The 12,710-nt window shown below is 43.1% G+C and carries 9 protein-coding genes and 4 pseudogenes; 4 read left to right on the top strand and 9 right to left on the bottom strand.

All coding sequences use genetic code 11. The features are described from left to right. Positions 1 to 63: 63 nt before the first annotated feature. The 7 genes and pseudogenes from FFV08_06455 to FFV08_06485 all read right to left on the bottom strand — a co-directional run bounded on the left by FFV08_06455 (position 64) and on the right by FFV08_06485 (position 7,922). The gene (locus FFV08_06455; protein QLB52294.1) at positions 64 to 252 is read right to left on the bottom strand and encodes a twin-arginine translocase TatA/TatE family subunit; all 189 of its coding nucleotides are present in this window, start codon (positions 250 to 252) and stop codon (positions 64 to 66) included. Further along, on the bottom strand, positions 252 to 968 hold the full coding sequence (tatC, locus tag FFV08_06460; protein QLB52295.1) for a twin-arginine translocase subunit TatC: 717 nt from the start codon (positions 966 to 968) through the stop codon (positions 252 to 254). Before tatC ends, FFV08_06455 begins: the two co-directional genes overlap by 1 nt. Beyond that, positions 961 to 2,659 (bottom strand): annotated as a pseudogene (locus FFV08_06465) (FTR1 family iron permease). The gene tatC and the pseudogene FFV08_06465 overlap by 8 nt, the downstream one beginning before the upstream one ends. Then, positions 2,637 to 3,845, bottom strand: coding sequence for a deferrochelatase/peroxidase EfeB (gene efeB, locus FFV08_06470; protein ID QLB52296.1), 1,209 nt, complete (start codon positions 3,843 to 3,845; stop codon positions 2,637 to 2,639). The pseudogene FFV08_06465 and the gene efeB overlap by 23 nt, the downstream one beginning before the upstream one ends. Positions 3,846 to 3,849: 4 nt before the next feature. Next, positions 3,850 to 4,721, bottom strand: a pseudogene (locus tag FFV08_06475) (EfeM/EfeO family lipoprotein). A 117-nt stretch (positions 4,722 to 4,838) separates the two neighbouring features. Further along, positions 4,839 to 6,395, bottom strand: coding sequence for a ClC family H(+)/Cl(-) exchange transporter (locus FFV08_06480; protein ID QLB52297.1), 1,557 nt, complete (start codon positions 6,393 to 6,395; stop codon positions 4,839 to 4,841). 149 nt (positions 6,396 to 6,544) lie between these two features. Then, a pseudogene (locus FFV08_06485) lies at positions 6,545 to 7,922 on the bottom strand (NADH oxidase). Positions 7,923 to 8,181: 259 nt separating this feature from the next. On the opposite strand from FFV08_06485, the gene FFV08_06490 reads away from it, so the two are divergent. The 4 genes and pseudogenes from FFV08_06490 (at position 8,182) to FFV08_06505 (ending at position 11,226) form a co-directional block, all read left to right on the top strand. Continuing rightward, positions 8,182 to 9,117 (top strand): FAD:protein FMN transferase, encoded by a 936-nt coding sequence (locus FFV08_06490; protein QLB52298.1) that lies wholly within the window; start codon positions 8,182 to 8,184, stop codon positions 9,115 to 9,117. Between the two features lie 171 nt (positions 9,118 to 9,288). Next, positions 9,289 to 9,894: an NAD(P)H-dependent oxidoreductase gene (locus FFV08_06495; GenBank protein ID QLB52299.1), complete on the top strand. Its 606-nt coding sequence runs from the start codon at positions 9,289 to 9,291 to the stop codon at positions 9,892 to 9,894. 17 nt (positions 9,895 to 9,911) lie between these two features. Continuing rightward, positions 9,912 to 11,141, top strand: a complete 1,230-nt coding sequence (locus FFV08_06500; protein ID QLB52300.1) for an NADPH-dependent FMN reductase — start codon at positions 9,912 to 9,914, stop codon at positions 11,139 to 11,141. Between the two features lies 1 nt (position 11,142). Beyond that, positions 11,143 to 11,226: pseudogene (locus FFV08_06505) on the top strand (NUDIX hydrolase). A gap of 118 nt (positions 11,227 to 11,344) precedes the next feature. On the opposite strand, the gene FFV08_06510 reads toward FFV08_06505, so the two are convergent. Further along, positions 11,345 to 11,920, bottom strand: coding sequence for a redoxin domain-containing protein (locus FFV08_06510; GenBank protein ID QLB52301.1), 576 nt, complete (start codon positions 11,918 to 11,920; stop codon positions 11,345 to 11,347). A 14-nt stretch (positions 11,921 to 11,934) separates the two neighbouring features. After that, on the bottom strand, positions 11,935 to 12,642 hold the full coding sequence (locus FFV08_06515) for a cytochrome c biogenesis protein CcdA (GenBank protein ID QLB52302.1): 708 nt from the start codon (positions 12,640 to 12,642) through the stop codon (positions 11,935 to 11,937). Positions 12,643 to 12,710 lie beyond the last annotated feature (68 nt).

Genomic DNA, 12,710 nt, shown 5'->3' on the forward strand with positions numbered 1-12,710 from the left:
TATCCCCCTTTTCACAAGCCATCTTGACTCTAGCAGAAAAACACGGCTATCCGTGTTTTTCGTTTACTCTTTTTCATTTTTATTCTCGGTCTTGTCTTCCTCTCCAGCATGATTGACTGCTTTTTTGAATTCTGAAAACATTTTACCGATTGATTGTCCCAGTTCGGGCAGGCGTTTTGGTCCGAAAATGAGCAGGGCTCCCAGAACAATAATGATTACCCCAGGTACTCCGATGTCTTTTAAAAGTCCCATTAATTTCTCCTCGTTGATTTTCTTTGATAAATGATGCGACTGAGCAAGATGCTGACTTCATAGAGCAAAATCAGAGGTACTGTCATAGTCAAGTCACTGATAAAGTCAGCCGGTGTCAGGACAACAGCTAAAACCAGCAAAACGAAGTAAGCGTATCGTCTATATTTTACCAAAAATTTCGGATTGAGCAAACCTATAGAAGTCAGAAAGGACACAAGAACCGGCAGCTCAAAAAGGCATGCAATCGGAATAGTGGTATGAAAGACGAAACTAAGATAATTCTGTGCTGTCAGCCGAGTCTCAAAGAGCCCCTCCCCCAGCGACAGCAAAACCTGTAAAATAGCCGGAGTCACAAAGTAAAAACCGAAAGCCAGCCCCAGCACAAAACAGAGAAAGGTAGCCGGGATATAGGCGAAAACGGCTCGCGCTTCATTGGCTCGCAAAGCCGGTCGGACAAACTCCCAGACCTGATAAACTAAAAATGGCAAGGTCAGGGAAAAAGCGACCAGACTAGCCAGACTGATATAAATCCAAAGGATATCATCCGGACCCAGCACCAGCAGCTTCTGCTCAAAATTACTGGTTAGCCATCGATAAATATCGGCTGAAAAGAGCAAGCTGACTAGAAAAACCAGGAAAAAGCAAGCCAGTACTGCTAGAAAACGTCGTCTGAACTCAATCAAATGCTCAATAATAGTCTGTTCTTTTTTATCCATGCTGCTGCTCGCTTCTCTGATTTTTCCAGCTTACATAGACAATCAGTAAGATAAAGAATGCCTGACTAACTACCACTTCTAGGCTTGGATAAATCCCCATCCATTCTACAGTCACAAAGCCATTGATTAAGTGAGTCGGTAGGATATTGGTTAGCTGAAGGGCATGGATGCTGACGCCCAGCATCTTAAAGGCCAGAGCATAGATTAGCCAGGTCAGCCAGAAGAAAATACTGTGTGGCTTGAGCAGACCAGACGCCTTGCTCATGATAAAGGCCAGCAAGACCAAGACCAGAAGAGCCAAGCCGATTCCCAAAAGGAAATCAGTCATAGTGATGCGCGGCAGAATTCCCGCATAAAAGAGGATGGTCTCAGCCCCTTCACGGAAAACTGCCAGAAAACTAAGAGCAAACATGGAAAGAAAACTGCCTGTGGCTGTTACAGCCTTCATCTGATTTCCATGAAGGCATTCCATTTTTGAATAGAAGACTTGCTGTGCAGCCATATACCAACCAATATCATCATGGCGACAGCAAAAATTCCCACTGCACCTTCGATAATCTCACGATTGGATCCGGAAGCAACTGCCGGGAAAAGAAACTGCAGCAAAGCTGCAATCACAGCACTGGCTAGAACTCCACTCGCTGCGCCAGCATAGACCCATTTGAGTCCTTTTTTCATCTTGGAGGCTTTCAGAGTCGTTACCAAAGCCATGACGATCAAGAGCGCTTCTACACCCTCACGCAGCAAAATCAGCATAGCATCAAAGAAATGATAGGAAGCTGTCGTATCAATCTGTGACAGCTCACTAATCAAGGTTTCTAGCTGCTTTTGATACTTCTCTTCGCTACCCTTGACCATAATAACAGGCGTCTGACTCTCGACCTTGTTATAAAGCGACGGATTATTGACACTGACATCTCCTTCAATAGTTGGCCAAATAGTAATGAACTCTTTCATCTTGGCAGCGGCCTTTTTATCATCGCCGCTTCGAAGAGACTCAAGGCCTCCTCTAGGAGCTTAATCCCATCTTTCAGAGTCAGATTGCCAGCAGTTTCTTGGATTTTTTCTCCTTTGACAAAATTATCAATGGCAGTTTTCAAATCATCAAATGAAGACTGAATCATGTCAAAGTCAGTAGGCTCCGTCTCAATGGCGCTGCGCAGGAATGAAATAGCTGTTTCTACCTTGCCGTAATGAGCTGTGCTGTTGTCTCGGACCACGCTTTCATTGGTGGTCCAGGTGCTATTCATCTTCTTGTATGCTTCTCGAGTCGCTTCTAAATCCTTAGCACTAATAGCCTTTTGTAGATTTTCAAATTTTGGCTCTAGCTTACTGAGAAGCTTCTTTTTCTCGGCCTCTAAGTCGACTGGATTCTGCTCTTTCTCAAATTTCAAGAGGGCAGAAGAGATCTGTGTCAGTTTCTCCTCCGTCACCTGACCCGATAAGTCTAGTGCCTTGCTTACCTCTTGTCCCGCTGCAGAGTCGTGATTAGCCACCTTTTCAAAGTCAGTCTTGATTTCTCCAACTAGCTGCTTGGCTTTTTCCTGATCATTCTGCTTGACTGCAGTACTGGCATCAGTGATTTTGACGAATAAACTGCTGTAGTTCTCGTCCGCTAAAACTGGCTTAGCCAAAAAGATCAGCAAGAGACCTAAGACAAATAGGCTTTTATTCAAATAATTTTTGACCAAGGTACTCTCCTTTTTTCACTCCACCAAAGCAAGCAAACAAGCCACTGCCGACATGTGTGACGTACTCATTCATCTTATCTTGAGCGCCTAGATTGGTCTGAACTTTGACAAAGCTGTCTGGATCTTTTTGGAAAGATAGAAAGAGCAAGCCAGTGTCAAACTGACCAGTACTTTCATCAATCCCATCCGAGTACGAGTAAGACCGGCGGTATATAGGCTTATCAACCTCCTTGGCCAGACGGACATGTGAATCCTCTGGCAGCAAGTCTAAGTCAACCTCGTCAAACTCGTCTTTCTTGCCAAAAGGCGCTCCGCTTTCCTTGTAGCGGCCAAAAGTATTTTCTTGCTCCTGCAGATTGGTCCGATCCCAGGTCTCAAGGAACATCTGGATTCGGCGGACAGCCATGTAAGAGCCACCCTGCATCCAGTCCTTGCTGTCGCACCAAATGACCTTATCGAAGTCTTTTTCCTTGGTCACATTGGCCGTGCCGTCCTTAAATCCAAAGAGATTACGAGGCGTTGACATCCGGTCTCCGATAGCTGCAAAGCCTGACTGACTCCACTTCATGGTGATGGCATTTCTGCCCTTGCGGACCAGATTGCGGACCGCATGAAAGGCTACCTGCTCATCATCTGCGCAGGCTTGGATGACAATATCGCCACCCGTATATTTTTCTTTGAGTTGCTCCTTTGGAAAAGGCGGCAAATCCCGAAAAGCCTTAGGTCGTTTGTCTGACAAGCCCATTTTTTTCAGAAAATCGGCTGAGACACCAAAGGTCAAGGTCAGTCGATAAGGGTTGAGACCGACAGTTTCTCCAGTATCTGTTGGCGGCAAAAGAGCATTTGAATTATCTTTTTTGACTAATTCTCCATCGACTAGCTTCTCGCTATAGGCTGTCCAGTCCTTGAAGAGCTGGATAATGGTCTCCCTATCTGTCGTATGCAAATCCAGAATAACAAAGTAGATATTTTTCTGCATGGGAGTTGTAATACCCGCCTGATGCTCTCCATAGAAGCTGATTTCTTCCTCACCGTCAGCGAATTTCTTATCTTCCTTCGCCTGATTAGCGAAAAAAGCAGATGCACCAGAGACACCCAGTGCAAGACCAGCGCCTCCAATCCCTGCTTTTTTAAGAAATTCACGACGATCCATCTTTTTATTAAACCATTTTTCGTCGTTTGTCATATCTTTATTCCCCGTCTAGAATGACTCCCATTTGTGAAAGAGGCTCACCCAGTTTTGTTACAGCTTCCGCCAGCTCCTTGGTGTCTTCTTTTGTCAATTCTGTATAGAGCTTGTAGTTTTCAGAGTCGGTCATGTGCTTATCTAGGAGACTATTGACGTTCTTAAACTCAAGTTCCAAGGTCTTGACAAGCTTCTCGTCCTTGTCTTGAATCAATGGCTTGAAGAGCTCAAAAATCTTTTCTGCCCCTTCAATATTGGCTCGGAAATCATAGAGATCTGTATGGGAGAATACTTCTTCCTCGCCTGTAATCTTGCTGGTCGCCACTTCATTGAGCAAGTCAACAGCGCCTGTCAGCATCATATCTGGCGTCACTTCAACCGTTGCGATTTTAGCCTTTAGCTCCTTGATATCGTTAACCAGCTGATCGGCATAGCTTTCAGTGCCCTTGGTTGTATTTTGCTCCCACATGATTTTTCAATGCGGTGGAAACCAGACCAGCCTTCTTCGGTCTTGTTTTCGTCTACATAGTCGACTAAGCGGAAGTCAATTTTAACATCTGATTCACCAAAGCTCTCAGCAATCGGCTCCGAGCGCTCGTAGGCCATCCGGATAAGCGGATATTGCTTTTTAGCCTCATCAAGCTTTCCTTCTTTAAGGGTATCACGAAACTTCTCCGTATCTGTCAGGAGCTGATCGATTTGTCCTTGGACAAAGGTTTTGTAATCCGCTGTCGCCTTGTCCAATTCTTTCTGATTGACATGCGTTTGGCTGCTAGATGTTTGACTGCTTGAGCCAGTCTTATTTGTAGAATTGTTGGCTGCACAGCCAGTCAGTAAAATTGCCGTTGAAAATAGGACGATGCCAAGTTTTTTCATGGTGACTCCTTTGTTTTCTCTCTGATATGAGATTATTTCCTGTAAATTATACCAGTTTTTTTCTCATATTTCAAGAAATTGTCTGACAATTTAATCAAAAACTATATATTAAGACCACTAAAGCAGTGCTTCTTTGACTTTCCCAATCTCCGTCTTTTTCAGGACCAAATAAATCGTATCTCCCAGATAGAGGCGCGTGCTGCCATTGACTGTCTGAGTCTTGCCCTTGTGGATATTCATAGTAATCAAAACTCCATCTGGTAAGTTTAGCTCATGCACTTGCCGACCTGCAATCTTTTCAGAAACAGGGATTTCAATTAAAGTCGTATCTCCCTTGTCTTCGATACTGTCTGGCAACATTTTTTCCAGCATGGCCTCATAGACGGGCGCTCCTTTTAGCAAATCCATGATGATGTAAGCTGTCAGAGTGACCAGTCCCAGCGGCATGAGATTACTAATGTCTCCAACCATCTCTGTGACCAGAATCATGGCTGTTAGCGGAGCCTTGGAAATGGCGCCAAAATAACCACTCATGCCTAGGATAATGAAAATTGGAAATTGCTCCTGAGAAATCAAACCCAGCTGCAGACAGACTGCACCCATTGCTCCGCCAAGCAATGACCCCAGAGCTAGAATAGGCAGGAAAATCCCCCCCGGCAATCCACTCCCGTAACTTAACATACTCCAGACAAAACGCAGAGCAAAAAACAAGAGCAAGGTTCCTACAGTGTAATGACCAGCAGTCAAAGATAAAATCAACTGATTGCCCCCGCCCAACAAGTGTGGTAAGAAATAACCAATCGGAAGAATCAAGGCAAAGGCCAGAATAGGATAGTAGGCTTCTGACATCCCAAATATTCGGCCCAAAAACTGATAAACCAGCTGAATATTCAAAATAACTTTCTCATAAATAAAGCCTGACAAGCCCAGCAGCAAGCCCATGACTAGGTAGATCCAATACTGCTCCAGCCTCATGACTGGGATATTATCCGGCATATCCAGCACTGGCGTCAGTCCAAACATGGAGAGCGAGACAAAGTTAGCGACTAAACTAGCCGCCAGCGTAGAAACCCAGAAAAAACGTGAAAAATGACGGTAAACTTCTTCTACTACGAATAGCAGACCTGCGATTGGTGCATTAAAAGCTGCTGCTAAGCCTGCTGCCGCACCGCTAGCAATGAGCGCCCTCTCCTCAGCAGCACTTAAATTCAGAAATTTAGAGATGCCTTTGCCACTCATACCACCCAGCTGAATACTTGGCCCTTCTCGACCCAACATCAGACCGCTGGAAATGGCTAAAATCCCCAATACAAACTTCTTCCAGAGAACACTCCACCAAGAAAGCGACATCAGGCCTTTCAGCTCTGCTTCGACCTGCGGAATCCCCGACCCCTTGATATTTTTCTCCGACTTTACCAAGCGGGCATTGAGCAAGACAATGAAACAATAAAGCAATACCAAGGCCAGTAACCAAAGCAAAGATTGCTGACTCCTATGGTAGACATCCTGCACTAAATGAAAGATTTTTTCAATCAAAAAGCGAAAAATGCCTACTACTAGTCCAGCAAACATCCCAACTAAAACACCTCGCAAAACCTGGGAAATAATCGAATGAGTTGCGAAATTAAATTCTCTCTTGATGTCGTCCTCACGTGAGCTAACCTCTTTTGCCATTCCCAATCTCCTCTAAATAGTTACTTTACCAATATTCTAGCACAAAGCAGGCCTGATAAACAGATGAAATATAAATTTCTTATTTCAGCTTTCTTTTTAAAGACTCTACACAAAAAAGTCCGGGAATTGTCCCAGACTTAATTATTTTCTTATTTAGCGCGCAAAGCTGCTTGAGTAATGTAGTTGTATGGTTTGTTGAAGTGTGGCAGGAAGAAGAGATCCAGCAAGGCCAATTTATCAATTGTAACCTTTTCCTGAATGGCCAATGAGAACATGTGAATCCCCATAGACATATCTTCTCTAGAAACCATCTGAGCTCCAAGAACTACACGTGTATCTTTATCATAGACAATCTTAATTGTAACATCATGATGCTCAACCTTTTCAAGGAAGGTTGGTTTTTTGAGTATCTTTAAACTCAACTACTGCTGGGCTGTAACCAAAGCGTTTAGCTTTTTCTTCTGTCAGACCAGTTGAAACCATCTTCAGACCAAAGATTTCGATACCATTAGAACCTTGAACACCGTTAGATTCCAATTCATGACCACAAGCATTATGAGCTGCTACGATACCAGAGCGCAGGGCGTTAGAAGCCAAGGCAATGTAGTTTGTATCATTGATAGAATTATCGTAGACAGTCGCACAGTCACCGATTGCATAAACATCATTGATGCTAGTTTCTTGCTTCTTATCCACCAAGAAAGCACCATTGCGGAATGTTTCCAACTTGCCAGCACCAAGACCAGTGTTTGGACGGAAACCAACAGCAAGCACTACCATGTCAACATCATAGCTAGCCTTATCTGTTACAATGCGTTCTACCTTGCTTTCACCCTCAATAGCTTGAACAGTTTGACCGAAGGCTAATTGAACACCGTTGTCTTCAAGGTTTTGGCGCATCATATCAGACAAGTCGTGGTCATAGTAACCAGCCAAGCAAGTATCCACAACATCAATCAGAATCACTTCTTTACCAAGACGTTTGAAGGCTTCTGCCAACTCAACCCCAATATAACCAGCACCTACTACTGCCACACGTTCGATATGTTTGCTCTTGTCTTGCAATTTCTCGATAACATCTGCAGCATTTTGATACAATTTTACGAATTGCAGATTTTCTAAGGTTGATTTAAATTCGCGGCTGTTAGGATCAAACTCAGCACCTTTGATTGGCGGAAGAATTGGCTGAGAACCTGTAGCTAAAATCAATTTGTCATAAGACTCTACATGCTCTTTGCCATCAACGATAGCTGTAACTTTTTTCGCATCATAATCAATTGACTCAACTGGTGAATTCATATAAACTTTTGCGCCTTTTGCTTCAAAAGTTTCTTTGTCTGCATAAAAAAGTCCATCTGGCTTGCTGATTTGCTGTCCAATCCAAAGGGCCATTCCGCATGCCAAGAATGAAATGTTTGAGTTTTGGTCAAAAATAACTACTTCATTTTCTGCACCATAATTATCCAACATTGTATTAATACACGCTGTACCTGCGTGGTTTGCACCAACTACAACGATTTTACTCATAAGAATAGTCCTACCTTAATTTATAATTTACTAGACAAGTATATCATCTCCTGTGAGCGTTTACAAGAAATTTGCTCGAAATTTTCAAAAATTCTTAGACTCCCTAAAAAGCTGTACCACTGCAGTCTAAATGCTTCATAAAAACTACTTTTTTCCAAAGTTTTATTTTCTGAAAATATAACAAATTTAAGATTGTGAAACCGGTATCTTTTTGATATAATAAGGTCAGAGAGGTTAATTTTAGAAAGGTTGTGATAATGTGGACTTCGCTTCTCGCTCGCTTCATTTGATGGGAAGTACAATTTGTATCTCTCTCTATCATGAGCGGGCGGAAATACTCTTAGATGAGGCGGTCCAACTGCTTCATCTCTATAAAAATCGCTTCAGTGCCAATGATGAAGACTCTGAACTCATGACTATCAACCATTTGGCAGGATTTAAAAGTGTCTCAGTTCATCCAGAGCTTTTTGAGCTGATTGAGCTGGGAAAATATCACAGCCTAGCAGAAGGCAGCCACTTAAATATCACGATTGGCCCTCTAGTCCAGACCTGGCGGATAGGATTTTCAGACGCTCATCTCCCAAGTACGGAGGAGATTCAGCAAGCTCTGAGCTTAACCGACCCAAATTTGCTTGAGCTGAACCCAGAAGACCATAGTGTCTTTTTGGCTAAGAAAGGCATGAAGCTGGATTTAGGCGCCTTGGCTAAAGGATATATCGCTGATAAAATTAAGGACTATTTTCTGAGTCAGGGAGTGACTTCTGCTCTTATCAATCTCGGTGGCAATGTTCTGACGATTGGGAAAAATGCAGTCAGCCAGCGCGCCTGGCGAATTGGCATCCAAAATCCCAAGCAGCCTCGCGGCAAGCACTCAGCTATCTTAGCTGTCACCAATCAGTCAGTGGTCACATCAGGAATCTACGAGCGAACCCTTACAGTGGATGGGCAAAACTACCATCACATTCTGAATCGCAAAACAGGTTATCCTATCGAAAATCAATTGGCTAGTCTGACCATTGTTTCAGACAAGTCGGTAGATGGTGAAATCTGGACGACTCGCCTATTTGGTGAAAGTCCGACATCAATTCTGTCTCAGATTGAACATCAAACAGGGATTGAAGCATTGATTATCACCCAGGATAGTCAGCTCTTCTGTAGCTCAGGCCTTTTAGAGCAGATAATTCCTGCTTCTTAATTTTCAAAAGTGATAACTTTGTTGCCACACCAAGCGGTACCTCTATCGCCCTATCTTTTATAAACATGCTCATTAAAAAAACGCCCTCTCTTTCTTCTAGGTTTTACTTGCTTAAAGAAAAATAAATGCACACATGAGGGCACTGTATCTTAATTTCAGAAAGGAAATTCTATGTTAAAACTTATTGCAATTGTTGGAACAAATTCTAACCGTTCTACAAACCGGCAACTTCTTCAATATATGTCTAAGCACTTCGCTGACAAGGCTGAAATCGAGCTGGTTGAGATTAAAGATATCCCTATGTTTAATAAACCTGCTGATAGAAACGTACCTGAATTGGTATCAGAAATTGCCGAAAAAATCGATGCTGCGGATGGCGTACTTATTGGCACACCTGAATACGACCATTCTATCCCAGCTGTGCTCATGAATGCTCTGGCTTGGCTTTCTTACGGAATTTATCCACTGCTGAACAAACCTGTCATGATCACTGGTGCTTCTTATGGTACACTTGGCTCCTCTCGTGCCCAATTGCAGCTCCGTCAAATTTTGAACGCTCCAGAAATCAAGGCAACTGTTCTTCCAGATGAGTTCTTGCTTTCACATTCTCTTCAAGCTTTTGACCAAAGCGGAGACTTGGTAGATCTTGATGTTGTCAAAAAATTGGATGCTATCTTTGATGACTTCCGTATCTTTGTCAAAATCACCGAAAAATTGCGCAACGCACAAGAATTGCTTCGCAAAGATGCTGAAGAATTTAACTGGGAAAAATTGTAAGATAGGAGACTGAAAGAATGAAATTTGTTGGAATTGTAGGATCAAACTACGAACAATCATATAACCGAAAATTATTGGAATTCATCCGCCGTCAGTTCAAAATTAAATTTGAATTGGAAGTCTTAGAAATCGATGAAGTCCCAATGTTTAACCAAGATGAAAAATGGGATGAAAGCTTCCAATTGCGTTATTTGTATAACAAAATCACACGTGCAGATGGTGTCATCATCGCAACCCCTGAGCACAATCATACTATCAGCGCTCCTTTGAAGAGTGTCTTAGAATGGCTCTCCTACGAGGTTCATCCTTTCGAAAGCAAGCCTGTCATGATTGTCGGTGCTTCTTACTACGACCAAGGAACATCTCGTGCTCAAGTTCACCTGCGTAAAATCCTAGATGCTCCTGGCGTCAATGCTTATACCCTTCCAGGCAATGAGTTCTTGCTGGGCAAAGCCAAGGAAGCTTTTGACAATGATGGTAATATCACCAACGAAGGAACTGTGAATTTCCTTGAAACATGCTTAGATAACTTTATCAAATATGTAGAGGTCGTTTCAAAATTGAAAAAACCAAAACCAATTGAACCTGAAGACTTAGACTGCGGAAAGCCAATCGCTACGACAATTACAGAAGTTGATCCAGATGATCCAGAATGGGTGGAAAAAGTCGCTGAAATCACTGGCGCTGTTTCAGGCGATACTTATGTCAAACTTGACCATGGTATCTTGACCGTTAATCAAATTGATATGTTCTTGAAAGCTATGCCGTTTGAATTGACATACGCTGACGATAACAACCAATTCCTCTACTACAACAACGCCCACCAAGACCCAGACACCATGTTTGCCAAACGCGTGCCACCTCAATCAGGTAGCCGCATGTCAACCGTTCATGGTTCTCTCCCACCAGCTCGGATGAAAAATGTAGAGTGGGTTATCGGAACACTTCGCAACGGAAACCAAGAATACGTACGTACAATCGTCCCAGGTTCACCTGCAGGCGTTATCAATACCCACAACTACCAAGCTATGTACTATCCTGACGGATCATACGCAGGTATCAATGAAATCGTCTTTAATTTCCAACCATGGCTCGACTGGTACTTAAAAGAAACTGGTCAACGTTTGGTTGGAGGCAGCGGACCATTCGCTCCTGCTGCTGGAGGCCATGGAGACGCAGATGCTACTTCTGGTGCTTCTGATGCTGGAGGCGAAGGAGCTGACGCGACATCAGGTGCTAGCGTTTAATCACATTACAAACTAAAAAGAGAGTGGGACAGAAATCGGGAATTCGTTAGAATTCGATTTCGTCGTCCCACCTCCGCACAGTTGAGTAGGGCTGTAAAAGCTGATGAAATCAGCGTAGTAGAGCCCACTCAACCACTGCGTCTTGCTCGACAATCCAAAGACAATTGAGAGGCTAGGACTTTTGTCCCAGCCTCTTTTTTGCTTTATTTCATTTCTTTGAAAGCTGCTTCTGCATCAGCATTACTGATAGCCCCAAACTGGATTTTACCGATTTTCCCTTGACCGTCAATAAGGATTTCAGTCGGGATACTGCGGATCTGATAGGCTTGGAAAATTTCTCCTGAAGTATCAAATAGAACTGGTACATCTTTATAACCTTGTTCTTGATACCATTTTGGAAATTCCTCGACTGACTTCTCTCCTTGGAGACCTGGTGCTACAACTGTCAAGATTTCAAAATCACGATCTGTTTTACCAGCCAATTCGACCAATTCTGGCATACTCTTCTTACAAGGTCCACACCAAGAAGCCCAGAATTTTAGATAAACTTTCTTGCCTTTATAGTCAGAAAGTTTGACTGTTTTTCCATCCATAGACTGCAGAGTAAAGTCTGGCGCCTCTTGACCGACAGCTGCTTGGGCGACTGTACTTGTCTGAGTGGTTTCACTAGACGAGCTGCTGGTTGTGGGCATAGTCATAGGCTTATCCTCCTGCTCCGAGCAGGCTGCCAAAAAGGCTACAGCTGACACAGTTGCTAATAATGTAACGATTTTTTTCATATTTCTTTCTCCTTTTACCCAAAAAGTCCAGACAGGGCGTTGAGCTGTCCTAGCATCAGCAGAATTCCCATCAGAATAATCAGGGCTCCGCCAATTTTCTTCATCAGACTCATATAAGGCTTGATTTTATTAAAATACTGCATAACAAAGCTAGATGCCAAAGCCAAGATTAGGAAAGGCAGGGCCATTCCTAAGGTGTAAATCAAGGTCAGAATGGCTCCCTGGAATGCACCATTCCCACCCGAAGCTGCTAAGGCCAAGACTGAGCTGAGAATCGGACCAATGCAAGGAGTCCAGCCAAAGCTAAAGGTAATACCTAATAAGAATGCAGACCAAAAATGATGTTTCTGACCATTCTTTTTGAAAGTCAAACTCTTTTGAATCTGTAACTGGCGAATATTAATAAGCTCCATCTGGTGCAGACCTAGCAGAATGATGAGACCGCCCATCACATAACGAAAGGTAGTACTGTAAATAATTGTTCCTAGAAAGCCTGCTCCAAAGCCTAGCAAAAAGAAGACCGTTGAGATGCCCGCAATGAAAAACAGTGTTCTAACCATGCCTTGCCAAGCAAGCTCCCGGCCAAATATTTTCAGGGTCTTGACCTCCTTGTCATCCAATAAAATACCAATATAAACCGGCAATAAGGGAAAAATACAAGGGGAAAAGAAGGACAAAATACCCGCTAAAAAAACTGAAACAAAAAATAAAGGTGATTCCATTTTCTCTCCTCTAACTACTTACGTAGAATATACATTCACTTATCATTATAATTGAATCTTATAGATTT

This window comes from Streptococcus sanguinis (assembly GCA_013378335.1).
GTDB classification, from domain to species: domain Bacteria; phylum Bacillota; class Bacilli; order Lactobacillales; family Streptococcaceae; genus Streptococcus; species Streptococcus sanguinis_I.

Excerpts from the sequence above, each read along its gene's own strand:
- FFV08_06455 (QLB52294.1), bottom strand. The coding sequence starts at position 252 with ATGGGACTTTTAAAAGACATCGGAGTACCTGGGGTAATCATTATTGTT.
- tatC (QLB52295.1), bottom strand. The coding sequence starts at position 968 with ATGGATAAAAAAGAACAGACTATTATTGAGCATTTGATTGAGTTCAGA.
- efeB (QLB52296.1), bottom strand. The coding sequence starts at position 3,845 with ATGACAAACGACGAAAAATGGTTTAATAAAAAGATGGATCGTCGTGAA.
- FFV08_06480 (QLB52297.1), bottom strand. The coding sequence starts at position 6,395 with ATGGCAAAAGAGGTTAGCTCACGTGAGGACGACATCAAGAGAGAATTT.
- FFV08_06495 (QLB52299.1), top strand. The coding sequence starts at position 9,289 with ATGTTAAAACTTATTGCAATTGTTGGAACAAATTCTAACCGTTCTACA.
- FFV08_06500 (QLB52300.1), top strand. The coding sequence starts at position 9,912 with ATGAAATTTGTTGGAATTGTAGGATCAAACTACGAACAATCATATAAC.
- FFV08_06510 (QLB52301.1), bottom strand. The coding sequence starts at position 11,920 with ATGAAAAAAATCGTTACATTATTAGCAACTGTGTCAGCTGTAGCCTTT.
- FFV08_06515 (QLB52302.1), bottom strand. The coding sequence starts at position 12,642 with ATGGAATCACCTTTATTTTTTGTTTCAGTTTTTTTAGCGGGTATTTTG.